The following is a 23,889-nucleotide window of genomic DNA, read 5'->3' on the forward strand; positions in this document are numbered from 1 at the left end:
CACCACCGGTTCATTGATTCAGCGTGACGGGTGTTGCACGATGAGTCACTCTGATGGTCTTGCCGCGACCCCGACGCCGAAGGAGCCGACACTGTGGCGGACGTGTGGACGCTCAATCCCGACTACCGCACCCCCCGGGTCCCCACAGACCAGGCCACCGAACCCGGCCCCTGGCGCCACCCCGACGGCCAGGTGATGAACGGCGCCTACGAGCGCAGGCGTCCCAGGCGGCGCACCGAGGTCGTCACCGTCTGGTACGGCTACGCGCTGAGCCGCTGCCTGGGCCCCCGCATGCCGCGTTTCAGCAGCCCGCTGGTCTCGGCCTGGAACCCGGTGCTGGCCCAGGGCCTGAGCTGCGACCCGGGGTCGCCGACGCCGTACCGCGACGAGCACTGGTGCGACCGCTGGATCGCCGAGGCCCTGCTGTACGGGCGCAAGCCGTACGGCACCTTCACCCTGCCCGCCGAGGAGGCGCTGCGCTGGTTCGCCAGGAGCGGCGGCACCGGCCTGGTCTACCGGGCGCGCGCCGAAGGCGCGGCCGTCCGGGTCGTGGCCGGCACCACCGAGCCCTACGAGCGGCTCTTCGACCTCGACTCCCTGATCGCCGACTACCACGAGGCCCTGCCCCCCGCGCGGGCCGCGGCCGAGGTGGCGGCGCTGGAAGCGCATCGCGGCCTGTCCCCCGCCCTGGCCTACGTGCTGGGCGAGGACGCCGAGGCGCGCTTCGCCGCCGCGCCGCGCTCGGTGCGCGGCCTCACCCTGGGCTACCCGCCGCGCGAGACGGCCGCCCGCGTCGCCGCCGATATGCTCGCCGGGTGAGCGGCGGAATCAAGGGCATCCTGTTCGACCTCGACGGCACTCTGCTCGACCATCGCGGCGCGGCCGACGCCGCGATCACCGCGTGGGCGTCGGAGCTGGCCCCCGGCCATCCCCGCCTGCCCGAGGTCGCCGCGCTGTGGGCGGCGCTGGAGATCCCCCACCTGGCCGCCTGGCAGGCCGGCGAGTGCTCCTGGCAGGAGCAGCGCCGCCGCCGGGTGCGCGCCCTGTGCCGGGAGCTGTCCGTCGAGGCGCCCGCCGACCTGGAGGCCGCCTTCGCGAGCTACGCCGACCACTACCGGCGCGGCTGGGCCGCCTACCCCGACGTGGCCCCGGCGCTGGCCGAGCTGCGCGGCTACCCGCTGGGCGTGCTGACCAACGGGTCGCAGGGCGTGCAGGAGGCGAAGATCCGGGCGCTCGGCCTCGACGTGGGCCCGGTGCTGACCGGCGAGTGCCTGGGCGGGCACTTCAAGCCGTCCGCCGCCTGCTACGCCGCCGCCGCGCGGGCCCTCGGGCTGCCGCCCGGGCAGGTGCTGCTGGTGGGCGACGACCTCGACAACGACGTACGCGGCCCGGCGGCGGCCGGCATGCCCTCGGTGTGGATCGACCGGCTGGGAGTCGAGGCGGCGCCGGCCGGGTTCCCCCGCCTCACCTCGCTCGCCGGGCTGCCCGCACTGCTCGCCACACGCTATTTGTCTTGACATTCTGACCTCGGTTAGGCTGATCAGCATGACCCCGAACCTGGCCATCGACCTGGACCGATCCAGCCCCGTGCCGCTCTACTTCCAGGTGGCCGAGCAGATCGCCGAGGCGATCCGGCGCGGCGACCTGGCGCCCGGCTCCCGGCTGGACAACGAGATCCTGCTCGCCGACAAACTCGGCCTGTCCAGGCCGACGATCCGCCAGGCGATCCAATACCTCGTGGACAAGGGCCTGCTGGTGCGCAAGCGCGGCGTCGGCACCCAGGTGGTGCACGGCCAGGTCAAGCGCTCGGTCGAGCTGACCAGCCTCTACGACGACCTGCGCCGCTCGGGCCAGGAGCCGGCCACGCAGGTGCTCGCGCTGGAGCCGCGCCCGGTCGAGGAGGACAAGGCGGCCATCCTCGGCGTCCAGCCCGGCACCGAGATCCTCTACCTCGAACGCCTGCGCTTCGCCGCCGGCGAGCCGCTCGCCGTGCTGCACAACTGGCTGCCGCTGGGCCTGGCCCCGCTCTCGGCCGCCGACCTGGAGGGCCGCGGCCTGTACGAGCTGCTGCGCGGCGCGGGTGTGCGCATGCGGGTGGCCAACCAGCGCATCGGGGCCCGCGCCGCCGGCCAGGTCGAGGCCAAGCTGCTCGACGAGCGCCGCGGCGCGCCGCTGCTCACCATGATCAGGACGACGTACGACGACCAGGGCCGGGCCGTCGAGCACGGCTCACACGTCTATCGGGCCTCTCACTACTCCCTCGAGGTCACCCTCATCGAGCGCTGAGGCCGCGCGGCGCTTGAGGTAGAGCGTGGTGCCGATGCCGAACAGCACAGCCACCCCGAGCCCGACCCACGAGAAGCCCTTCAGCCACTTCTCGGCCACCATGCCGAGGTAGTAGATCACCGCGGTGGTGCCACCCGCCCACACGATGCCGCCCAGCACGTTCGCCACGGCGAACCGCCAGTACGGCATGCGCAGCGCCCCCGCCAGCGGCCCGGCCAGGATGCGCAGCAGCGCGATGAAGCGGCCGACGAACACGGCCCAGACGCCGTACCGGTGGAAGTAGTTCTCGGCCTTGGCGACGTGACGGGGGCCGAAATGGCGGGGGAAGCGGCGGCCCAGCCGTTCGAACAGCCGGCGGCCGCCCTTGCGCCCGATGGCGTAGCCGGCGGAGTCGCCCACGATCGCCCCCGCACTCGCGCAGACGCCGACGGCGACCGGGCTGACCACGCCCTTGGCGGACAGAATGGCGGCGCTGACCAGCACGATCTCGCCGGGCAGCGGGATGCCGAGGCTCTCCAGGCCGATCACGAGCGCGACCATCGCGCACAACCAGGCGGCGGGGATCGCTTGCAGCCATTCGTCGATATGCACGCGGCCACCCTAACCCCGCTCCCCGCCTCCTCCATCCCTCCGCCACCCGAACCTCACGCCCGCGCCGCAGCCCGAGCCGCACGCCCGGACCGCACGCCCGGACCGCTTTGCCGGGCCGCGCTTCCCGGGGCCGGCGTGCGGAGGCGGCGGGGGCTCAGCCGAGCAGGCCGCCGAGGCGGCCCTCCAGGACGAGCAGCAGTTCGGCCAGCAGGTCGGCGAGCTGGCGTTCGCGGTCGCGGGGAAGCCCTTCCAGCAGCTCGGTCTCGTAGTCGAGCTGCTCGGGCAGCAGGCGCAGGATCAGCTCCCTGCCGCGGCCGGTCAGCGAGAGGTGGGCGACGCGCCGGTCCCGCTCGTCCACCCGCCGGGCGACCAGGCCGATCTCCTCCAGCCGCCGGACCCGCTTGGTCACCGCGGCTCCCGAGGCGAACGTCTCGCGGGCGAGCCTGCCCGGCGTCAGCTCGCCGCCGACCCTGAGCAGGGCGCACAGCAGGTCGTACTCGGGACGGCTGACCCCGGCACGCCCGAGCGGGGCGTCGGCGGCCTGCTGCAGGAGCGCGGCGCAGCGGTTGAGCCTGCCGATGACGGCGATCGGGTCGAGGTCGGCGTCGGGAAGGACCTGCCGCCACTGCCGCAACGCCTTCGCGACGGCGTCCTCCACGTGCTCGTTCCTCTCATCGTGCCGATCTTCCGGTGGCTCCGATCGTACGCGCCGGCGGCGCCGCCCCGGCCCCGGGCGGGGCGATCAGGCGTACAGGGTGGCGAGTCTGCGGTGGCCGGCGCGCTCGGCGGCGGCGATGCGCTCGTGGGGCAGCGCCGCGGGCCACCACTCGCCCGCGGCGACGTCGGCCGCTTCGCGGACCTCCACCAGCGCCGCGCGGAGCCGGTCACGCTCCCCCGGTTCCGGCGTCCCGGCCAGCATCCGTTCCAGACGTACGAGCCCCGCCCGTACGCGCCGGGCCGCCCGCCGGTCCGGCACCAGCACGCAGGCCAGCAGCCCCGCCGCGGCGCCGAGACACGTGTCCAGCCAGCGATCGGCCACGAGCTCGGCCACCGGCCGCGTCCCGGCGAACTCCCCCATGAGGATGGCCATCGGCGTGACGAAGACGCTTCCCAGCCAGTAGTTGCGCGTGATGGCCGCCTCCGTCGCGAACTGCAACGCCAGGACGGCCACGACGAGCGCCGCCGCGCCCAGCCGGGTCACGGGGGCGACCAGGGTGAACAGCCCGACGCCCAGCAGGTTGCCGACGACGCGCTGGATCGCGCGGCTCCAGGACAGGGTGGTGTTGGCCGCGAACACGGCCGCCGCCGTCACCACCGCCCAGTACGGCCTGCCCACCCCCAGCGCCATCGACCCCCACCCGGCCACCGCGGCCCCGGCGAACACCATCCCGACGACCCGCCACCGCCTCGCCACCTCCGCCACCACCCGCGCGACGCCGGAACCTTCCGCCGACTCCCCCGCGACGCCCGCCAGTTCGGCCCGCTCGCCCGCGGCGGGCACGACCTCGCGCGGGGACGGCAGCGGACGACCTTTACGCAGATCCCGCGCCCATCCGCCAAGCTCTCCCGCGACGACCCGCCGCACGCCCCCCGAAGCGCCCGGACCGGTCTGCCCGGCGATCCCGGCGATCCCGGCGATCCCGGCGGCGGCCGACTCGGCGCGGACCAGCAGCCGGGCCAGCGCGTCGCGGCGCCGGGCGGGGACGCCGGAGCGCAGCAGCGTCTGCCAGGCGGCGTTGACCGCCGCCGCAGCGGCATGGCGCGCCCGGTGGTCCGCGGCAGCCTCGCGCCCCTCGCGGAGGGCGCAGGGGCCGGGGGCCGTGCGCAGGAGGTGGGCGGTGGATTCGAGGGCGCGGGCGACGGCGACGCGTTCGGGGCCGTCGGGGCGGAGGAGGCCCGGGGCCATGCCGACCGTCCAGGCGAGGAGCCCGCCGAGCAGCCCGAGGCCGACGTGGGCGGGCACGTCGCCCAGTTCCTGCGGTACGAACACCGCGCCGGCCGCGACGAACGTGAGCACGACGTTCCCCGGCGGCCCGATCCGGGTGGCGTCGCAGACCGCCTTGTGCAGCCCGGCCAGCAGGGCGGCCACCGCCACCCGGACGGCGACCGAGCCGGTGAGGGCCGAGGCGGCCAGCGCGACCGCCGTGCCGGCCGTCATGCCCAGCACCACCCAGGCCAGCGCCCTGGCACGGGCCGCGTACGGCAAGCCGTGACCGTACAGGGCGCACATCGAGCCGGCGGCGGCGTAGGGCACGAGGTCGAGCCGTCCGGCCCACAGGAGGGCCAGCAGCGGGACGGCGAGGGCGACGACGGCGCTCAGGGCGGGTTTGTGCCAGATGTCGCCGACGGGCCCCAGCCGCAGCGCCGCACGCACGGGCAGCCGCGCACGCCACCCCGCCGACGCCACAGGGGACGGCGGGAGGCGGGACGACCGGGATCGGGCTCGGGGTCTGCGGGCGCTGGTCATCCCCAAAAGGTTACCAGGTGTTTTACCCGTGAAATAAACCAGGTCGGCGACGGGATCTTGCAACCGGCGATCAAGCGGCGGTCAAGCCGTCCCGGCTAGAAACTCCTTCGAGAACAGACGGGACGAGCCGCCCGGACGCCGGGCGGAGGACAGAACTGGGGAAGCACAGTGACCACGGGAATCTTGCTGGCTGTGGCGATCACCGCCGGGACGACGCTGATCACGGCCGCGGTCGGCGTGCCGTTCCTGATCATGGCGAGGAACGGCCGGCGGCTCCTGGCGACCGGGATTCCCGCGCAGGCCGTGGTGGAGTCGATGGCCGACACCCACATGTCCGTCAACGACCAGCCCGTCGTCAGCTTCGGGCTGGTGGTGCAGCCGCACGAGGGCCCCGCCTACCGGGTCGCCCACCGCCAGACGCTGCCGCGCATCCCCATGGGCCTGGTGGTCCCGGGCGCGGTGCTGCCCGTGAAGGTGGACCCGGCCCGCCCGGACCGGGTGCGCATCGACTGGGCGGCCTGGCGCCCCTCCCCCGCCGACGCCCCCTGGCGCCCGGCCGCCCACTGACCGCCGGGGCACGGCGAGCGCTCGGCTAGCCGTGCCGCCCCACCCGTTCGACCTCGAAGACCAGCGCCGAGGCCGGGCGCAGCGCGGGCCCCGGCAACCCGAGCTCGGCCAGCGCCGCCCCCGGCAGCCGCGCCGGCGCGAACACCCACTGCGGCAACCCCGCGCCCTCCGGCAGCGGCCCCGCGGCGCGCACCTCGTACAGCGCGGCCGGGTCGAGCCCCGGCAGCCGCAACGGATCGGGGCTGACGGTGACGCGGCTGGTGAGCTGGACGCAGGCGAACACGGCCCGTTCGGGCAGCACGACCCCGTGCAGCAGCGTCGAGGGGTCGGGATGGTCGGCCCGCACGACCCGGCCCGCGTGCAGCACCGGCCGCAGCCGCTTGTGCAGCGCGATCCAGACGCCCAGCTCCGCCAGCTCCTGCGGGCTCGCCGAGGTCAGGTCCCACTCCACGCCCATGTGGCCGAACATCGCGGTCGCCGCCCGGAAGGCGAGCGGCAGCGCGCGGCCGGTGATGTGGTCGCGGGGCGCGCCGACGTGGCAGCCCATGCGGTCCGGCGGCACCAGCAGCCCGGTCCAGCGCTGGATGGCCTGCCGGTCGAGGGCGTCGTTGCTGTCGGAGGCCCACACGCGGTCGGTGCGGGCCAGGACGCCGTAGTCGATGCGCGCGCCGCCCGACGAGCACGACTCGATCTCCAGCCGGGGGTGGCGGCGGCGCAGCTCGTCGATCAGCCGGTAGACCGCGGCCGTCTGGGCGTGCACGCCGGGCGTCCCGTCGTGGACGGGCTCGGCCAGGTCTCGGTTGTGGTCCCACTTGATGTAGTCCAGCGCGTACTCGCGGGTCAGCGTGTCCAGGCGGTCGAGGAGGTAGTCGTAGACCTCGGGCCGGGCCAGGTCGAGCACCTGCTGGTTGCGCCAGAGCGCGGGCGGACGGGCGGCGCGGGCGAGGATCCAGTCGGGGTGGGCGCGGGCCAGGTCGGAGTCGGGGTTGACCATCTCGGGCTCGAACCACAGGCCGAACTGCAGGCCCAGCCCGCGTACGTGCTCGGCCAGCGGGTGCAGGCCGCCGGGCCACACGTCCTCGTCGACGTACCAGTCGCCGAGCCCGGCGCGGTCGTGGCGGCGGTGGCGGAACCAGCCGTCGTCGAGCACGAACCGTTCGACGCCGGCGGCGGCCGCCTTGTCGGCCAGCTCGCGCAGCCGGTCGAGGCCGTGGTCGAAGTAGGTGGCCTCCCAGTTGTTCAGGGTGACCGGGCGCACCGGGAGGGGACGGGCGGCCCGCAGATGGTCGTGCAGGCGGCCGGCGGCCTCGTCCAGGCCGCTGCCGGACCAGGTGAAGTAGACCCACGGGGTGCTGTAGGCGCCGTCCTGGGCGAGGGTGATCTCGCCGGGTTCGAGCAGTTCGCCGGCGGCCAGCACGGCCTGGCCCTCGACGAGCCGTTCGGCGTAGTGGACGTGGCCGCCGCTCCAGCCGGCGTGCACGGCCCACACCTCGCCGGACCGGAAACCGAATCCGGGCGTGCCGGCGACGAGCAGGCCGGTCGCGTCGTGCCCGGTACGGCCGCGCCGGCTCTCCCGCGACCACACCCCCTGCCCGAACTCCCTGCGCTGCGGCACCTTCTCCAGCGCCCACCGTCCGGTGAAGTCCAGCAGCTCCCCGGCCCTGGCGGGCAGCGGCAGCGCACACGTCAACCCCTGCAGCCGGTACGGCGAGGCGGCGGTGTTGGTCACCGTGTGCCGCATCATGACGACGCCGGAGGCGTCCATCACCAGCTCGCTGAGCAGCCGCAACCCCGCCTCGGCGTCCACGGCGGCGACGGTCACGCGGCCGCCCGCGCCCGGCTCGGCCGCCGTCTCGACGCTCTCGGCGCTCCAGCGCACCGGCCAGTGCTCACCGGCCCGGTCACCGGACAGGCCCGGCCGGCCGAACCAGGACTCGTCCTGGCCGGGCAGCAGCGCCAGCGCGGGGGTCAGCGAGAGCAGTGCGGGCGCCAGGTCGGCGCCGGTGACCGCGCCGAGGTCGGCGCCGTAGTGCCGCACCCGCGGCAGCCCGGCGCCGGAGTCGTCGAGCACCAGGGCCGAGCCGGCGGCGGAAAGGATGACGGGGGGCACGTCACGCTCCTCGAAGTCGGTGGATCACGTGGAACGAGACGTTACCGGGCAGTACACCCCCGCCCGCAACGCCCGCAAGACCCGTGGGGCCGGTCGCGGCGGGCTCCTCGCACGGAGGGGGCCTGCTCCGCGAGCCCGGACAGGAGGGCATGTACACTCCTCTTCGGAAACAGACCGTAGCGCTGCGTGACGATCGTCGCATCCGGCGCCTTCGGCCAGGGGCGGGTCCCCGTAGTCAGCACCACTTTCCTCCGCCCGGACCAACAGCGGGGAGCCGACATGGATTCTCTTCACCTGACCACCAGCCGCCACGACACGACCGTGACCGTCTCCCTGAGCGGCGAGCTCGACATCGCCACCACCGAGGCCGTCCGCGGCCACCTGCTCGGCGTGCTGGAGGAGGCCGGGCGCGCGCGGCGGCCGGACATGTCGGTGGTGATCGAGGTGGGCGGCCTGTCCTTCATCGACGCGGCCGGGCTCGGCATCCTGGTCTCGCTGCACAACCAGGCCGCCCGCGGGCACACCAGCCTGCGGCTGGCCAACGTCCCGCCCAACATGAAGCGGCTGCTGCGCATCACCGGCCTCGACGCCCATTTGACGCCCCAGTCGTGACGTTACGCCCGCCTTGAGTAGGTTGTGGGCGTGTCGATGATTCAGGTTCCTGGCCCGATCCCCGCCAGGCTGGAGGACGGGTTCGACCGCGTCCTGCGCGAGCAGCGGCTGCCCGCCGGCTTCCCCCAGGACGTGCTCGACGAGGCCGACTGGGTGGCGCAGGTGCCCAGGCTTGACGCCAAAGACCTGACCGACGTGCCGTTCGTGACCGTCGACCCGCCGGGCTCGATGGACCTCGACCAGGCCCTGCACCTGGAACGGCTGCGCGACGGCTACCGCGTCTGGTACGCCATCGCCGACGTCGGGGCCTTCGTCCGGCCGGGCGGGCAGATCGACGCCGAGGCCCGTACCAGGGGTGAGACGGTGTACCTGCCGGTGGGCAGGGTGCCGCTGCATCCCAAGGTGCTCTCGGAGGGCGCGGCGAGCCTGCTGCCGGGCGCGATCCGTCCGGCCGCGGTCTGGCGCGTCGACCTCGACGCCGAGGGCCGGATCGTCGGCGCCGACGTGCAGCGCGCCCGGGTGCGCAGCCGCGAGCGGCTCGACTACGCCTACGTGCAGGCGGCCGTGGACACCGGCACCGCCGACGGCACCCTGAGCCTGCTGGCCGAGATCGGCGCGCTGCGGCTGGGGCTGGAGCGGGCGCGCGGCGGCGTCACCCTGCCCACGCCCGAGCAGGAGGTCGTCCGGGACGCCGACGGCGGCTACCGGCTGGAGTTCCGCGTGCCACTGCCCGCCGAGGCGTGGAACGCCCAGATCTCGCTGCTGACCGGCATGGCCGCCGCCTCGATGATGCTGGACGCCGAGGTCGGCATCCTGCGCGTGCTGCCCGCGCCGCAGCCGGACGACCTGGCCAAGGTGCGCAGGGTCGCGCAGGCGCTCGGCGTGCCGTGGCCCGAGGGCGCCGGTTACGGGGAGGTCGTGCACGACCTCGACCCGAAGAATCCGCAGCAGGCGGCGTTCCTGCAGGAGTCGAAGGTGCTGCTGCGCGGCGCCGGGTACGCGGCCTTCGACGGCGCGCCGCCCAAGCTGGCCGAGCACGCGGCGGTGGCCGCGCCGTACGCGCACGTCACGGCGCCGCTGCGGCGCCTGGTGGACCGGTACGCGACCGAGGTGTGCCTGGCCGTCGCGGCGGGCGAGCCGGTGCCCTCCGAGATACGGGCCGCGCTGCCGCTGCTGCCCGACATCATGTCGGCGACCGGCCGCCGCGCCGGAGCGGTCGACCGGGCCTGCGTGGACCTGGTGGAGGCGTTCCTGCTGCGCGAGCGGATCGGCCAGTCGTTCGAGGCGATGGTGATCGACGTGGACGAGCGCCGCGGCGGCGGTCAGGTGCAGCTCGTCGAACCGGCCGTGATCGCCCGCTGCGACGGCGTCCTGCCGCTGGGCGAGCGGGTCACCGTCCGCCTGACGCAGGCCGACCCGGCCACCCGCGAGGTCCGCTTCACGCTGGCCTGAAGCCCGCCGCGACCCTGGCCTGAAGCCCGCCGCGAGGCCGCCCTTCGCGGGCACGGCGAGTCGCCGCGCCCCGGGCGACCGCGGGCACGGCGAGGGCCGCGCGCCGGACGTGCTCGCGCGCGGCCCCGGGGGCGGACCTGCCCTCACCGCTTGAGCGGCGACCATCCCGCGCCGACCCCCAGCAGGTGGAGGGCGACGCACAGCAGCCCGGCCGTGGTGAGCGTGCCCGCGGTGAGCACGTTGCCGACGGCGGTGCCGGCGATGTCGAAGATCAGGGCGAGCAGGAAGAACAGGGCGGCGATGAGAGCGAACACGGGTTACCTCCCGAGCTGACCGGACCCCGGCCTGATGGGCCTGAAGGGGATCCCTTTCCTACGTCTTGGGGATGTCCGCCGGATTCGGCGGAGAAACTGCCCCGAGGGTGACGATGTGTAGCCATATGACGACACCCCCTTGACCGGCCGGTCAAGTCGGCCCAGCCCGTCCCGCCGCACGTCGTGTCCGTCAGCACGTCCCGCACCTCACAGCGGCGTCAGCCCGTCCCGCCGCACCTCACGGCGGCGTCAGTGGGCGCCGGCGCGCATGCCGTCGCACATCACGGCGGCCGGCCGCCCGGCCGCGCCCCTGCCCCGCGCGTGGCGTTCGGCGGCCACCGCGCCGCGCAGCAGGTCGCGGACGTCGTCGGCGGACAGGTCGCGGCGCACGGCCCCGGCGCGCTGCGCGCGGGCCAGCAGCCGCCCGATCGCGTCGGCGAGGTCGGCCTCCAGCCCCGGGCCGGGCCGCGGCGCCGGCTCCGCGCCGCCGTCCAGCAGGTCGCACAGCGCCTGGTGGGCCGCGGCCTGCTCGGCGACCCGGCAGAACCAGCCGAAGAAGGCCCGCCCGGCGTCCTCGGCGGTGGCCAGCGCGCGGGCGTCGGCCACGAAACGTTCGGCCCGGCCCAGCAGCACGGCCTCCAGCAGCGCCTCCTCGGTGGGGAAGTGCCGGTGAACGGTGCCGACCCCGAACCCGGCGCGGCGGGCGATCTCGTCGAGGGAGATGGTCAGCCCGTCGGCGGTCAGCGCCTCCTGCGCGATCTGCAGGACCCGCTCGCGGTTGCGGCGGGCGTCGGCGCGTAACGGCCGGGCGGAGCTGTGGTCGCCCATGGGGAACCTGCCTTCGGCAAGCGGAGGGAGGGCTCCGATTCTACCGGGCGGTAGCCCGGCGTGGCGCGGCCGCCCGCCCTGGCCGGAGCCAGGAGGGGCGGCCGCAGGCGGACCTGTGGCACCCGCCGCTCAGGGCGGCGCCGCCAGCGGCGGCCGGAGGCCCAACGAGCCGACGCGCTTGAGCCTGATGCGCTCCTCGCGGGGCACCGGCTCCAGCTCCACGGTTCGCGCGCCCTCCGGCACGTGACGCAGGTCGTGGGTGATGAGGATGGTCGTGCGCCCGGCCATCAGCCGCCGCAGCGGCTTCATGACCTGGGCGACGGTGGCGTCATCCAGCCCGGTCATCGGCTCGTCGAGCACCAGGACGGGCGCGTCGCGCAGGATGGCCCTGGCGATCCCGATCCGCTGCCGCTGGCCGCCGGACAGCAGCCGGCCCCGCTGCCCGACCGGGGTGTCGTACCCCTGGGGCAGCAGCTTGACGAAGTCGTGCACGCCCGCCGCCTCGGCCGCCCTGATCACCTCGCCGAGCGAGGCGTCCGGCCGGCCGTAGGCGATGTTGTCGCGTACGGACCCCGAGAACAGCAGCGTCTCCTGGTGCAGGATCGCCACGTTGGCACGCAGCGACTCCCGCGTCAGGCCCCTGATGTCGCGGCCGTCGAGCAGGATGCGGCCGCGTTCCGGGTCGTAGAAGCGCAGCAGCAGCTTGGCCAGCGTCGACTTGCCGCTCCCGCTGGGCCCGGTGCAGACGACGAGCTCGCCGGGCCCGGCGGTGAACGACACATCGCGCACGGCGGGCCGGGTGCGTCCCGGATAGGTGAAGCCGACGCCGTCGAACTCCACCCGTCCCTCGGCCCGGCCGGGCAGCGCCACCGCCCCCTCGGGGTCGGTGACGAGGGGCCGGACGCGCAGGACCTCGATCACCCGGTCCGATCCCGCCGCCGCCTCCGACACCGTCAGCGCGAGCTCCCCCAGGCTCTGCACGGCCGGGTAGAGCATCGCCAGGTAGGCGGCGAAGGCGAGCAGGCCGCCCAGGGTGAGCCGTCCGGAGACGATCTCCCAGGCGCCGAACCCGATGATGACGATCAGGCAGACCGTCTCGATGACCTGGACGACGGGCTGGTAGAGCCCCGACAGCCAGGCCTGGGACAGGTTGGCGCGCAGCCAGCGGCGGCCCTCGCCGTGCAGGCGCCCGGACTCGGCCGCCTGCCGGTTGTAGGCCTGGACGAGCGCCTGGTTGGCCAGGCCCTCCTCCAGCACGCTGTTCATGGCGCCGTTGCTGAGCCGCTCGCGCGCCGCCGCCGTCCTGAACCTGGCCGCGAACAGCTTCGAGACGACCAGGAACGCCGGGATCAGCGCCATCGTGACGAGGGCGAGGTCCCACCGGATGAGGAAGGCGGCGCCGGCGAAGAACACCACGCTGGCCGCGGTGGTGAACAGTTTGACCAGGCCGGAGCCGACCAGTTCCTCGATGGCCTGGATGTCGTCGGTCAGCCGGGCCATGAGGTCGCCGAGCCGCCGGTTCTCCGAGAAGTCCGGCGACAGGGTCTGGATGTGCGCGAACACGCGGTCGCGCAGGGCGAGCAGGAAACGTTCCGCGCCGTAGGCCGTGGCGTACGTCCCGACGAAGGACGTCAGCCCGGCGAGGGCGGCGAGGCCGAGCCAGGTGAAGGCGGGCGCCCAGAAGGCGTCCAGATCGCGTGTGGCGAGCACGTCGTCCGTGATGTGCCCGAACAGGCGGATCGCGGCGACCTCGCAGAGTGCTGCGAGGACGGCGAACACCACGCCACACGCGAAGAACCGGCGCAGACCTTTGGTGTCCGGCCAGAACTCGCGAAAGGTTCGACGGATGGAAACGGCGGGAGCGAGTTCACGGCCGGAGAGCGTAAGGGAGAGCCGGCGGCTGGGCCGCCGGCTCTCACGGGGTTGCTCTACCACCCCCAGCCCCACCACCTGCGGTAGTTGCAGCAGCGACGGCGGTACCACCGACGACGGCGGCAGCGCCAGGACTCCTGGAAGCCGGGCTGGGTCAGCTGGTTGTTAGCCATCTCTTCCTCCCCCGTATGGCTGTTCCATTCGACAAATGGGACGATACCCACGAATTCGCCGCAAATCACCCGAACTTCGGCCGTTAAAGGGAGAATTGACCGGTGAATCCCGGCCACAAAGGCAGTTCTGCCGGCCGCTTAAATGCGCCGTAAATCGCCAAATGCGCTTATGGCGGTCACGAAACGCTCAAAGATGCTCCTCAGAACTGGTTCTCACCTCATCGGAAAACCCGAAGGGCGGGCGGATCCGGCCGGATCCGCCCGCCCTTCGCGCGCATTCCCGCGGCTCAGGCGAGCCCTCAAGGCGAGCCCTCAGGTGAGCGACGAGTACGCCACGACGCCGCGCCGCATGGCGTCCATCGCCTTGCCCGCGGTCTGCTTGATCTTGCTGCCCTCGGGGGCCGCGTTCCCGAGCTGGCCGAGCAGGTCCATCAGCTGCTTGATCCAGCGCACGAAGTCGCCGGCCGCCAGCTCGTTGCCGGCCACGCCCTCCAGCAGCACCGCGTCGAGGCTGTGGCCCTTGGCCCAGCGGAACGCCGCCCAGGCGAACCCCAGATCGGGCTCGCGGATGGTGGACAGCCCGTGGTCGGACTCGATGCCCTCCAGCTCGCCCCACAGCCGGATCATGGACGACAGCGCGTCCTGGGCCCGCCCGGCCGGGATCTTGGGACGGCGCGCGTCGTCGGACTGCCGCGACTCGAACACCAGCGCCGACACGCACGCGGCCAGCTCGGCCGGTTCGAGCTCCTCCCACAGGCCGCCGCGCAGGCACTCGGCGGTCAGCAGGTCGAGCTCGGTGTAGAGGCGGCCCAGGCGGCGGCCCTCGTCGGTGACGGCCTCGCCGTCGAGGTAGCCCAGCTGCTCCAGCACCGAGCAGATGCGGTCGAAGGTGCGGGAGATGACGTGGGAGCGGCCCTCGACGCGGCGGCGCAGCCCCTCGGTCTCGCGCTGCAGCTTGTAGTAGCGCTCGGCCCAGCGGGCGTGGTCCTCCCGCTCGTCGCAGCCGTGGCAGGGGTGCTGGCGGATGCGCCGGCGCAGCTCGATGACCTCGTCGTCGTCGATCGAGTGGTCGCGCGCCCTGGCCGGCTTGCCGAGGTCGCGGTCGCCGATCTTGGCCAGCAGGGTGGAGACGAGGTTGGCGCGTTCCTTCGGCGAGCGGCCGTTGAAGTTCTTCGGGATGCGCAGCTTCTCCAGCGGCTCGACCGGCACCGGGAAGTCGGCCGGGTCGAGCTTCTTGACCTGCTTGCCGATCGTCAGCACCAGCGGGCTCGGGCCGTGCCCGCGCGGGTTGCGCCCCGGGTCGAGCACGATCGCCAGGCCCGCCCGGCGCCCGCCCGGCACCCGGATCACGTCGCCGGGCTGCAGCGCCTCCAGCGAGCGCACCGCCGCCGCGCGCCGGGCCGCGCCGCGCTGCTTGGAGAGCTCGGCCTCGCGGTCGGACAGACGCCGGCGCAGCGCGGCGTATTCGGGGAAGTCGCCCAGGTGGCACGTCATGGCCTCCTGGTAACCCTCCAGGGCCTCCTCGTGCTTGCGCAGCTGCTTGGCCAGGCCCACGACCGCCCGGTCGGCCTGGAACTGCGCGAAGGACTCCTCCAGCAGCGTGCGGGCGCGCTCGCGGCCGAACTGGCCCACCAGGTTGACGGCCATGTTGTAGGACGGCTGGAAGCTGGAGCGCAGCGGGTAGGTGCGGGTGCCGGCCAGCCCGGCCACCGACAGCGGGTCCATGCCCGGCTGCCACAGCACCACCGCGTGCCCCTCGACGTCGATGCCGCGCCGCCCGGCCCGCCCGGTGAGCTGGGTGTACTCGCCCGGGGTGAGGTCGGCGTGGGTCTCGCCGTTCCACTTGTCGAGCTTCTCGATCACCACGCTGCGCGCGGGCATGTTGATGCCGAGCGCCAGCGTCTCGGTGGCGAAGACGGCCTTGACCAGGCCGCGGGTGAACAGCTCCTCGACGACCTCCTTGAAGGCCGGCAGCATGCCCGCGTGGTGGGCGGCCAGGCCGCGCTCCAGGCAGTCGCGCCACTCCAGGTAGCCCAGCACGGCCAGGTCTTCGTCGGGCAGGTGGGCGGTGCGCTCGTCGACGAGCTGCCTGATCTCGTGGCGCTCGCGGTCGGTGGTCAGCCGGATGCCGGCGTAGAGGCACTGTTGCACGGCCGCCTGGCAGCCGGCCCGCGAGAAGATGAAGGTGATCGCCGGGAGCAGCCCCTCGGAGTCGAGCTTCTCGATCACCTGGACGCGGTCGGGCGGACGCGAGCGGTGGACCTTGCCGTAGCCGCCGCGCCCGCGCCGCCCGGCCATCAGCCGCTCGGCGTCGCGAGTGACCCGCATCAGCGCGGGGTTGATGCGCGGCGTCAGGTCGTCGGTCATGAACATGTCGTAGACGCGGTTGCCGACCATCATGTGCTGCCACAGCGGCACCGGCCGGTGCTCGTCGACGATGACCGTGGTGTCGCCGCGCACCTCGCCCAGCCACTCGCCGAACTCCTCGGCGTTGCTGACCGTGGCCGACAGCGCCACCAGGCGCACCGACTCCGGCAGGTGGATGATGACCTCTTCCCACACCGCGCCGCGGAAGCGGTCGGCGAGGTAGTGGACCTCGTCCATGACGGCGAAGCCCAGCCCGGCCAGCGTGGCCGAGCCGGCGTAGAGCATGTTGCGCAGCACCTCGGTGGTCATGACCACGATCGGGGCCTCGCCGTTGACGCTGTTGTCGCCCGTCAGCAGGCCGACCTTGGCCGTGCCGTAGCGCTTGACCAGGTCGTTGTACTTCTGGTTGGACAGCGCCTTGATGGGGGTGGTGTAGAAGCACTTGCGGCCCTGCTCCAGGGCCAGGTGCACGGCGAACTCGCCGACGACCGTCTTGCCCGACCCGGTGGGCGCGGCCACCAGGACGCCGTCGCCCGCCTCCAGGGCCCGGCAGGCGTCGAGCTGGAAGTCGTCGAGCTCGAAGTCGTAGAGACCGCGGAACGATCTCAGCGCCCCTCCGTCGTCTCCGTGCTTCTGACGGAAGGCCGCGTAGCGTTCCGCTGGCGTTGTCATACCCGTCAGCCTACCGAAATCGCCATTCCGGTCCGTCCTGGCGGACTCGGCCCGCGGCGAACAGCCCTCACGTCGCGGCTCAGGTGAGCACGCGGAGCGCGCCGGGCTGGATCTCGCAGCTGACCGGCACCGGCCCCACGCGCTCGCCGTCGGCGTAGGCCACCACGTCGGCCGCCTCCAGCGTGACCCGGCGGGCCCGCCGCACCGACACCGCCGGGTGCCCCACGTGGGTGCCCCGGTAGACGCCCGGGAAGACGCGCAGGAACTCTCCCTTGGACACCGCGCCGACCATCATCACGTCGAGCAGGCCGTCGTCGGGCGAGGCGTCGGGGCACACGCGCATGCCGGCCCCGTAGGAGCGGGTGTTGGCCACGGCGACCATCATGGCCTCCTGCTCGACCACCTCGCCGTCGTCGAGCGTGACCCGGAACGGGATGGGCCGGAAGGCGCGCAGCTCCTCGGCCACCGCCACCAGGTAGCGGCCCTTGCCCGGCGGCCAGGTGCGCCGGTTGGCGCGTTCGTTGACGCGCGAGTCGAAGCCGCAGCACAGCACCCCGGCGAACAGCTCCTCCGACTCCCCCGCCCGGACGCGGGCCGCGTCGACCGGCCGGGCCCGCATCCGCAGCACGGTCCTGGCCGCGGCCAGCGGATCGCGCGCCAGCCCCAGGGCGGCGGCGAAGTCGTTGCCGGTGCCGGCCGGGATGATGCCCAGCGGCACGTCGGTGCCCGCCACGGCCTGGACGGCCAGGTGCACCAGCCCGTCGCCGCCGAAGGCGACCAGCGCGTCGGGGCGCTCGGCGACGGCGGTGCAGACACGTTCGAGGGCGTCGGCGGCGTCCGTGCCGACGATCACCGACAGCTCGGCGCCGCCGGCCCGCAACCGGCGGGCGACGGGTTCGAGCAGTCGCAGGGTGCGCCCGCCGCGTGCGGCGGGGTTGACGAGCAGGGCGATTTGGGGGGCCACGCCCGGAACCTATCGCCTATCGGGCGCCGTCGGAATCCTCGGTGTCGGACGCGGCGTCGGACGCGATGTCGGACGGAGCGTCGGCCAGCGGCGAGGCCTCGTCGTCGGACAGGTGCGAGAAGTCCTCGCCCGCGGGCCTGCGGCGCTCCCGCACGTACATGAAGAGCTCGGCGAGGAAGTACAGGATGATCATCGGCGCGGCCAGCGCCATCATGGTGAGCGGGTCGCCACCGGGGGTGATGACCGCCCCGAACACGAACATCGCGAAGATCACCGTACGCCGGTGCTTCTTGACGGCCGCGTGGGACAGGACGCCGATGACGTTGAGGAAGACCAGCAGCAACGGCAGCTCGAACGACACGCCGAAGATCAACAACATGATCAGGACGTAGTCGAGGTACTCGTCGATCGAGATCGTCGCGACGGTGTCCTCGAGCGAGAAGCTCAGCAGGATGCCGAGGCTGGTGTCCATGATGACGTAGGCCAGGCCCGCGCCGAACACGAACAGCGGGACGGCCAGGCCGAGGAACGCGATGGAGTAGCGCTTCTCGTTGCGGTAGAGGGCCGGGGTGACGAAGGCCCAGATCTGGTAGAGCCAGACCGGTGAGGCCACCACGACGCCCACCATCGCCGAGACCTTCAGGGTGATGAAGAAGGACTGGAAGATGCCGTTGTAGACCAGGCTGCAGTGACCGTTGAGCTGGCGCGACTGCACCGTCTCGCAGTAGGGCGCGCGCAGCGCCTCCCACACCGGGTCGAACAACATCCAGCCGACGACGATGCCCACGACCACCGCGAGAACCGAGATGAGCAGCCTGTTGCGCAACTCGCGCAGGTGCTCCATGAGCGGCATCCGGCCCTCGGGGTCGGGGGCCGATCCGGACTCTCTCGACCGTTTGAGCAGCGCCATTCGCACGTCCAGGGGTGAAGGAGGAGGAAGGGGGGTCAGCCTTGCTTGTCGGCCTGGGCGGCGCTGGCGCGCAGGCGGGCGGCCTGCTCCTCGAGCTGGCGGGCCTGCTCCTCGGCCGAGAGCGCCGGGGCGGCGGCGGGGGCCGGGGCGGGAGCGGGGGTGATCGGCTGCGGTGCGGGCTGCTGGGCCGGAGCCGGAGCCTGCTGCGCCTGGACCGTGGTGTGGGGCGTGTCGTCGTCGTCATCGCGGAGCTTGGCGGTCTCCGACTTGAAGATGCGCAGCGACCTGCCGACGCCCCTGGCCACGTCGGGCAGCTTCTTGGCACCGAACAGCAGGACGAGCACGCCTGCGATGATCAGGAGCTCGGGAACTCCAAGGTTCGACATGAAACGTCCTTTATCAGCGAGTGCCGGTCTTCAGCCCCGATGGTACGCCCCCAGGGGCCGTGGTCTCATCCTTCCGGGGCGTCAATCTGACCTGCCCCCGCTCCAGACGCGCCTTCGCCGCGGCGACCTCCCTCGTCAGGGTGCGTGCCGCGGCGACGGCCCTGGCGCCCGCGACGCCGAGCACGGCCAGCCCGGCCAGGACCAGCCCGGCGGCCAAGAAGATCCACGTCATGGGTGCTGAGCGTACAGGGCCAGGGCCCGCTCGGCCTCCTCGCGCACGGTCTCGGCCATCGCGGGCGGGAAGACGACCCGGCCGGTGTCGCCGAGCCGCAGCGCCAGCTTGACGATCCAGTCCTCGTCACGCGCCCGCAACGAGATCTTCAGCCGTCCTTCACCGAGCTCGGTGACCTCCTCGCACGGGTAGTACTCGGCCACCCACCGCCCGGCGGCGCTGACCTCCAGCTCCACCAGCTCGTCGGTTGGCGAGGGACGGAAGACGCCGCGGGTGACGTCGATGGGCTCGGCCTCGGCCGGCGGGTCGGCCGGCACGTCGAGCACGTCGACGCCGAGCACCCGGTCGAGCCGGAACAGCCGCATCGCCTCGGCCCGGTAGCACCAGCCCTCCAGGTAGGTGCGGCCGTCGGCGACCACGACCCGGGTCGGGTCGACCTCGCGCGGGGTGACCTCGTCGCGCCCCGGCACGTAGTAGCGCAGCGACAGCCGGCGCCGGGCGGTGAGCCCCTCGCGCACCCGCCCGAGCGCGTCGGGGGCGGCCTCGACGTCGAAGGCGACCTGGCTGCTGACGGTGGCCGCGCCCTCGCCCGCGGCGCGCTCCAGCTTGGCCACCACGCGCGGCAGCGCGTCGCCGGCGGCCACGTCGGCCAGCTCGGGCGTGGCGGCCAGCATGCGCAGCGCGACCAGCAGCGCGCTGGCCTCGTCGATGCCGAGCCGCAGCGGCCGGGCGATGGTGTCGGCGTTGTCGATGATGATCTCGCCGCCGTCCCAGGAGACGTCGATGAGGTCGCCGGGGGTGTGGCCGGGCAGGCCGCACATCCACACCAGCTGCAGGTCGTCGATGAGCTGCTTCTCGCTCAGCCCGAACACCTCGGCGACCTCGCCGACCTGGGCCCCCGGGTGGGACATCAGGTACGGCACCAGCGCCAGCAGCCTGGGCAGCCGGTCAGCCGAACCGCTCATGCCAGGGCTCCCTTCAGACGGCGGATGACGGCCTCGCGGGCGTCGGGCGGCCCGACCACCTCGACGTCGGCGCCGAGGCTGGCCATCCAGCCCGCGAGGCGTTCGGGGTCGGCGAAGGCCAGCTCGGCCTCGTCCCAGCCGTCGGCGCGCGGGTGCACGGCCCTGGCGAGCTGGCGCAGGCCCTCGCAGGTGCCCCGGCGCACCCGGATGACGGCGACGCGCTCGTCCACGGGCTCCTCGGGGAAGCCGACCATGGCCCGCAGGTCGACCCCGTGGGGCACCTCGACGGCGCCGGGACGGCCGAGGGCGGTGACCGGCCCGGCGATGCGGCTGAGGCGGAAGGCGCGCGGCGCGGCGCGGTCGCGGTCGAACCCGGCCAGGTACCAGCGCCCGCGCCGGCTGACCACGCCCCACGGCTCGACGGTGCGGGCGCGCACGGTCTCGCTGCCGGAGGCGCGGTAGTCGAAGCGCACCACGCGGCGGTCGCGCACGGCGTCCCACAGGGCGGGGAAGGCCGGGTCACGGGTGTCGACGCGCAGCTCCAGGGCGCCGCCGCCGATCGGGCCGCCGACCGGCTCGTCGGTGGCCACGCCGGCGGCGCGCAGCTTCAGCAGCGCCCCCGAGGCGGCCTCGGCCAGGCTGGCCCGCTGCCACACCTGCGCCGCCAGGCCCAGCACGGCGGCCTCGTCGGGCTCCAGGGTGATCTCCGGCAGCTCGTAGGACTGCGGGTCGATGCGGTAGCCCGGCTCGTCCTCCCACGGGTCGCGTACGACGTCGATGGGGATGCCGATCTCGCGCAGCTCGTTCTTGTCGCGTTCGAACATGCGCTGGAACGCCTCGTCGCCGTCGCGGTCGTAGCCGGGAACCGCCTGGCGGATCTGCTCGGCCGACAGCGGGCGACGGGTGGCGAGCAGGCAGATCACCAGATTCAGCAACCGCTCGGTCTTACGGCGCGACATCTGCCTCACTCCTCCTTCATCGACGCTACCCTGCCCCCGTGATCAGATGGCGCAAGGGCGAGGTTGTCCGGATCCGACGCGAGTGGCCGGGAGCGGTGGAGCTGGATGTCGCCGTCCCCGAAGGTGAGTGCCGGGCACTGGCCTACCCCCCGTTGGTGGGCCGCCCGGAACCCGGTGACGAGGTGCTGCTCAACACGACCGCACTCGCGATGGGTCTCGGTACGGGAGGTTACGCCATGGTGGTGGCCGTCCCGAACCGTTTGCCGCAAGATCCGGTGGGTCCCGGGCATCTGGTGAAGGCGCGCTACACGCCGCTGCAGGCCACGGTGCTGGGCGCCGACGAGCAGGATTCGCCGTTCCACGACGTCCTGAGCGAGGCCGACGACCTGGCCGGGATGCCGGTGATCGTGGCCGATCTGCACTCCGCGCTGGCCCCGATCCTGTCCGGCCTGTACGACGGCGCCCCCGGCCTGCGGGTGGCGTACGTGATGCAGGACGGCGGCGCGCTGCCCGCCTGGTTCTCGATGTCGGCGGCCCGGCTGCGCGAGACCGGCTGGCTGGCCGGCGTGGTGACGACGGGTCAGGCATTCGGCGGCGACGTCGAGACGGTCACCGTCCACACCGGGCTGCTGGCGGCCAGGCACGTGCTGCGGGCCGACGTGGCGATCGTCACGCAGGGCCCCGGCAACCTGGGCACGGGCACCCGCTGGGGCTTCTCGGGCGTGGCGGCGGGCGAGGCGGTCAACGCCGCCGGGGTGCTGGGCGGCCGTCCGGTGGCGGCGCTGCGGGTCAGCGAGGGCGACGCGCGCGAGCGGCACGTCGGCGTCTCCCACCACTCGCTGACCGCCTACGGCCGGGTCGCGCTGTCGCCGGCCGACGTGGCGGTGCCGCGGCTGCCCGGCGCGTTCGGCGAGCGGGTGCGCGAGCAGGCCGGGCCGCTGGCGGCCCGGCACCGGCTGGTGCCGGTGCCGGTGGACGGCCTGCACGAGGCGCTGCGCGCCGCGCCCGTGAAGTTGTCCACCATGGGCAGGGGCCTGGAGGAGGACCTGCCCTACTTCCTGACCTCGGCGGCGGCGGGCAGGCTGGCGGCCTCGCTGCTGTCGTAGGAGTCCTTGTAGGTGAACGCCTCGGGGCTCGGCCCCTCGGTCCTGAGGCGTTCCAGCCGCCGCATGCCCTCGGCCAGCGAGGGGATGTGCCCCTCGGGCACCCACCACATCACCATGTAGGGCTCGGCCACGCGCAGGAACCACTCCCTGCGCCGGCGCAGCACGCCCAGGTGCACGCTGCGGTAGGTGAAGTCCCACAGGGTCTGCAGCGACTCCCACACCGAGAAGTTGATCAGCAGGTGGTCGCCGTAGTCGTGCGTGACGGTGGCGGTGGGGTCGCTCTCGCTCTCCTTCATCCGCCACACGAAGCCGGGGGCCTCGTCGGCGACGGCGTTGACGGGTTCGAGCAGGGCGACGAACTCGGCGAGTTCGGGGGCGTCGATGGGCGCGCGCAGGTGCGCGACGTTGAGCTGGGCCAGATGCATGGGGCTCAGCACATCACTCTCGCGGCTTCTATGTCAATCTTCATTTGTTTTAGAAAGCGAGACGCAGCACTCCCCCGGCCGCGGATCCAGCCGCGCCCTGCCCGGGTCCTCCCCCATGCCCTCCAGCAGCCCCTGGCACAGCGCCAGGTTCATCGAGCACACCAGCAGCGGCTGCTCCTGGGACAGCAGGTGGAAGGGGCAGTTGCGCAGCCGCAGCGCGCCGCCCTCGTCGTAGGGCTCGTAACCGCGCTCGCGCAGCACCCGGTCGACGGGCTCACCGCCGCGTCCCCTGCCGATGCGCGCGCCCGCCCGGCGGGCCGCCTGCTCGGCCTGCTCCTCGGCGCCGAGCAGCTCCACCACGTCGGCCAGCACCGAGGCGGGCGTCGCGTAGTCGCGCGGGGGCAGGCTGACCGTGCGCTCGCCCTTGGCCCTGCGGTAGACCTTGGCCGGGCGGCCGCTGCCGGGGCCCTTCCTGTCCTGGGGGCGAAAGCCGCTCTCCAGCAGCCCGGCCTCGACGAGCTTGTCGAGGTGGTGGCCGGCCAGCGTCCTGGACACGCCGGCCGCCTCGGCCGCCTCGCCCCTGCCGACGTCGCCGCCGCCGGCCGTCACGGCCTCGTACAGGCTGCGGCGCACGGGGTCGTGCAGCAGGCCGAGCGCCTGCAGGTCGTCGTCACTGCTCACAGCCGGAGTCTACGGAGCCTCAGTAGGCGGCCAGGACGTCCACGACGAACACGAGGGTGTCGGAGCCCTTGATCCCGTACGCGGGATGGCCCGGCGCGCCGTAGCCGTAGGCGGGCGGGACGATCATCAGCACCCGGCTGCCGACCGGCACCCCGTCCAGCGCCTTGTCCCACGCCTTGATCACGGTGCCGTCGCCGATCCGGAACGCCTTCGGCAGGCCGGTCGACCAGGTGGCGTCGAAGACCTCGCGCCGGGCCCAGATCGCGCCCTCGTACTGGGTGACCAGGAGCCGGCCGGCCCGCACCGGGCTGCCGCTCCCCCGCCGCAGGACCTTGGCCGTGAAGGCGCGCGGCGGCGCGGCGTCCGGGATCGACACCTTCGGCCGCTCGCCGCCGGCCACGCGGACGCCGGCCAGCGACCCGCCGGCCGCCTCGACCGAGGCGCCCTTGCGGTGGGCGCCCAGGATGTCCACGACGTAGACCAGGTCGTCGGCCGGGCCGAGGCCACGCGGCGGGGCGCCGCCGAAGCCCTGGTCGGGCGGGACGGCCGCGAGCACCCTGCTGCCCACCGTACGGCCGCGCAGCGCCCTGCCGAGCCCCGGCAGCAGCGAGCCCACCGGGAAGGCCGCCGGGGCGCCCCGGTTGAAGCTGGAGTCGACCAGGCGGTTGTCACGGCCGTCCCAGACGTGCGCGGTGTACTGGACGACCGCGACGTCGTCGTCGCTCAGCCGGTCGCCGCCGCCCGTGGTCAGCTCGGCGACCTGGAGATCGGCGGCGGGCCGGCCGGCGGGGAAGACGATCGTGGGCCGGGCGCCGAACGCGCCGCCCACCTTCAGGTCGAGTTTCCGCTCCGCCTCGGGTGCGGGGCCGCCGGCCGTCGGGCCCGTGCAGGCGGCGGCCAGCAGAAGCAGCAGCGCCAGCGACGGCACGATCGTACGGCGGCGCATCTGC

At 73.8% G+C, this 23,889-nt stretch carries 24 protein-coding genes; 7 read left to right on the forward strand and 17 right to left on the reverse strand.

The genetic code is table 11. The features are described 5' to 3' along the window. Positions 1-93 precede the first annotated feature (93 nt). From AB0J76_RS41110 to AB0J76_RS41120, 3 genes are read left to right on the forward strand one after another with little or no spacing between them, the layout of a single operon-like run. A complete protein-coding gene (locus AB0J76_RS41110; RefSeq protein ID WP_352324752.1) occupies positions 94-819 on the forward strand; it encodes a hypothetical protein in 726 nt (241 codons plus the stop codon). Continuing rightward, positions 816-1,517, forward strand: a complete 702-nt coding sequence (locus AB0J76_RS41115) for an HAD family hydrolase (RefSeq protein WP_352324751.1) — start codon at positions 816-818, stop codon at positions 1,515-1,517. Before AB0J76_RS41110 ends, AB0J76_RS41115 begins: the two co-directional genes overlap by 4 nt. 28 nt (positions 1,518-1,545) lie before the next feature. After that, positions 1,546-2,286, forward strand: a complete 741-nt coding sequence (locus AB0J76_RS41120) for a GntR family transcriptional regulator (RefSeq protein ID WP_352324750.1) — start codon at positions 1,546-1,548, stop codon at positions 2,284-2,286. Here the strand turns inward: AB0J76_RS41120 and AB0J76_RS41125 are convergent. From AB0J76_RS41125 to AB0J76_RS41135, 3 genes are all read right to left on the reverse strand, one after another. Continuing rightward, the gene (locus AB0J76_RS41125) at positions 2,230-2,877 is read right to left on the reverse strand and encodes a DedA family protein (protein WP_352324749.1); all 648 of its coding nucleotides are present in this window, start codon (positions 2,875-2,877) and stop codon (positions 2,230-2,232) included. The two genes, AB0J76_RS41120 and AB0J76_RS41125, sit on opposite strands and share 57 nt — an antisense overlap. Positions 2,878-3,031: 154 nt before the next feature. Next, the gene (locus tag AB0J76_RS41130; RefSeq protein WP_352324748.1) at positions 3,032-3,535 is read right to left on the reverse strand and encodes a MarR family transcriptional regulator; all 504 of its coding nucleotides are present in this window, start codon (positions 3,533-3,535) and stop codon (positions 3,032-3,034) included. 84 nt (positions 3,536-3,619) lie between these two features. After that, complete coding sequence (locus AB0J76_RS41135) at positions 3,620-5,251, reverse strand: FUSC family protein (RefSeq protein WP_352324747.1); 1,632 nt, start codon at positions 5,249-5,251, stop codon at positions 3,620-3,622. A 261-nt stretch (positions 5,252-5,512) separates the two neighbouring features. Here AB0J76_RS41135 and AB0J76_RS41140 point away from each other — a divergent pair, with 261 nt between their 5' ends. Continuing rightward, the gene (locus tag AB0J76_RS41140; protein WP_352324746.1) at positions 5,513-5,911 is read left to right on the forward strand and encodes a DUF3592 domain-containing protein; all 399 of its coding nucleotides are present in this window, start codon (positions 5,513-5,515) and stop codon (positions 5,909-5,911) included. Positions 5,912-5,936: 25 nt separating this feature from the next. Here the strand turns inward: AB0J76_RS41140 and AB0J76_RS41145 are convergent, their stop codons facing one another. Beyond that, positions 5,937-8,021: an alpha-galactosidase gene (locus AB0J76_RS41145; RefSeq protein WP_352324745.1), complete on the reverse strand. Its 2,085-nt coding sequence runs from the start codon at positions 8,019-8,021 to the stop codon at positions 5,937-5,939. Positions 8,022-8,300: 279 nt separating this feature from the next. Between AB0J76_RS41145 and AB0J76_RS41150 the strand changes: the two genes are divergently transcribed. Both AB0J76_RS41150 and AB0J76_RS41155 read left to right on the forward strand, forming a co-directional pair. Continuing rightward, the gene (locus AB0J76_RS41150; RefSeq protein WP_352324744.1) at positions 8,301-8,633 is read left to right on the forward strand and encodes an STAS domain-containing protein; all 333 of its coding nucleotides are present in this window, start codon (positions 8,301-8,303) and stop codon (positions 8,631-8,633) included. A gap of 36 nt (positions 8,634-8,669) precedes the next feature. Next, positions 8,670-10,085 (forward strand): RNB domain-containing ribonuclease, encoded by a 1,416-nt coding sequence (locus AB0J76_RS41155; RefSeq protein WP_364392954.1) that lies wholly within the window; start codon positions 8,670-8,672, stop codon positions 10,083-10,085. 143 nt (positions 10,086-10,228) lie between these two features. Here the strand turns inward: AB0J76_RS41155 and AB0J76_RS41160 are convergent, their stop codons facing one another. From AB0J76_RS41160 to AB0J76_RS41205, 10 genes are all read right to left on the reverse strand, one after another. Continuing rightward, the gene (locus AB0J76_RS41160) at positions 10,229-10,399 is read right to left on the reverse strand and encodes a hypothetical protein (RefSeq protein ID WP_352331507.1); all 171 of its coding nucleotides are present in this window, start codon (positions 10,397-10,399) and stop codon (positions 10,229-10,231) included. Positions 10,400-10,648: 249 nt separating this feature from the next. Further along, positions 10,649-11,227, reverse strand: coding sequence for a helix-turn-helix domain-containing protein (locus AB0J76_RS41165; RefSeq protein ID WP_352331509.1), 579 nt, complete (start codon positions 11,225-11,227; stop codon positions 10,649-10,651). 129 nt (positions 11,228-11,356) lie between these two features. Continuing rightward, positions 11,357-13,009 carry an ABC transporter ATP-binding protein gene (locus AB0J76_RS41170; protein WP_364392865.1) on the reverse strand — a complete coding sequence of 551 codons (1,653 nt, stop codon included), beginning with the start codon at positions 13,007-13,009 and terminating at the stop codon, positions 11,357-11,359. A 575-nt stretch (positions 13,010-13,584) separates the two neighbouring features. Next, positions 13,585-16,311, reverse strand: a complete 2,727-nt coding sequence (locus tag AB0J76_RS41175; RefSeq protein ID WP_352328569.1) for a DEAD/DEAH box helicase — start codon at positions 16,309-16,311, stop codon at positions 13,585-13,587. Between the two features lie 79 nt (positions 16,312-16,390). After that, positions 16,391-17,275 carry a YegS/Rv2252/BmrU family lipid kinase gene (locus tag AB0J76_RS41180; RefSeq protein WP_352328571.1) on the reverse strand — a complete coding sequence of 295 codons (885 nt, stop codon included), beginning with the start codon at positions 17,273-17,275 and terminating at the stop codon, positions 16,391-16,393. A gap of 16 nt (positions 17,276-17,291) precedes the next feature. Continuing rightward, entirely contained in the window at positions 17,292-18,185 is an 894-nt protein-coding gene (gene tatC / locus AB0J76_RS41185) for a twin-arginine translocase subunit TatC (protein ID WP_352328573.1), read from the reverse strand. Between the two features lie 35 nt (positions 18,186-18,220). Next, the gene (gene tatA / locus AB0J76_RS41190) at positions 18,221-18,571 is read right to left on the reverse strand and encodes a Sec-independent protein translocase subunit TatA (RefSeq protein WP_352328575.1); all 351 of its coding nucleotides are present in this window, start codon (positions 18,569-18,571) and stop codon (positions 18,221-18,223) included. 13 nt (positions 18,572-18,584) lie between these two features. Continuing rightward, positions 18,585-18,803: a hypothetical protein gene (locus AB0J76_RS41195; RefSeq protein ID WP_352328577.1), complete on the reverse strand. Its 219-nt coding sequence runs from the start codon at positions 18,801-18,803 to the stop codon at positions 18,585-18,587. Beyond that, a complete protein-coding gene (locus AB0J76_RS41200) occupies positions 18,800-19,768 on the reverse strand; it encodes a WYL domain-containing protein (RefSeq protein ID WP_352328578.1) in 969 nt (322 codons plus the stop codon). The genes AB0J76_RS41195 and AB0J76_RS41200 overlap by 4 nt, the downstream gene beginning before the upstream one ends. After that, the gene (locus AB0J76_RS41205) at positions 19,765-20,727 is read right to left on the reverse strand and encodes a WYL domain-containing protein (RefSeq protein WP_352328580.1); all 963 of its coding nucleotides are present in this window, start codon (positions 20,725-20,727) and stop codon (positions 19,765-19,767) included. The genes AB0J76_RS41200 and AB0J76_RS41205 overlap by 4 nt, the downstream gene beginning before the upstream one ends. A gap of 38 nt (positions 20,728-20,765) precedes the next feature. Here AB0J76_RS41205 and AB0J76_RS41210 point away from each other — a divergent pair, with 38 nt between their 5' ends. Beyond that, positions 20,766-21,833 (forward strand): DUF3866 family protein, encoded by a 1,068-nt coding sequence (locus AB0J76_RS41210; protein ID WP_364392869.1) that lies wholly within the window; start codon positions 20,766-20,768, stop codon positions 21,831-21,833. Here the strand turns inward: AB0J76_RS41210 and AB0J76_RS41215 are convergent. The 3 genes from AB0J76_RS41215 to AB0J76_RS41225 are packed head-to-tail and all read right to left on the reverse strand — an operon-like array spanning position 21,779 to position 23,885. Beyond that, positions 21,779-22,258: a DUF3291 domain-containing protein gene (locus AB0J76_RS41215; RefSeq protein ID WP_352331513.1), complete on the reverse strand. Its 480-nt coding sequence runs from the start codon at positions 22,256-22,258 to the stop codon at positions 21,779-21,781. The genes AB0J76_RS41210 and AB0J76_RS41215 overlap by 55 nt on opposite strands. Before the next feature lie 33 nt (positions 22,259-22,291). Continuing rightward, entirely contained in the window at positions 22,292-22,939 is a 648-nt protein-coding gene (locus AB0J76_RS41220; protein ID WP_352331511.1) for a helix-turn-helix domain-containing protein, read from the reverse strand. 19 nt (positions 22,940-22,958) lie between these two features. Next, on the reverse strand, positions 22,959-23,885 hold the full coding sequence (locus AB0J76_RS41225; protein WP_352330402.1) for an FKBP-type peptidyl-prolyl cis-trans isomerase: 927 nt from the start codon (positions 23,883-23,885) through the stop codon (positions 22,959-22,961). Positions 23,886-23,889 lie beyond the last annotated feature (4 nt).

The sequence above is a fragment of the Nonomuraea sp. NPDC049624 genome (assembly GCF_040675255.1).
Lineage (GTDB): Bacteria > Actinomycetota > Actinomycetes > Streptosporangiales > Streptosporangiaceae > Nonomuraea.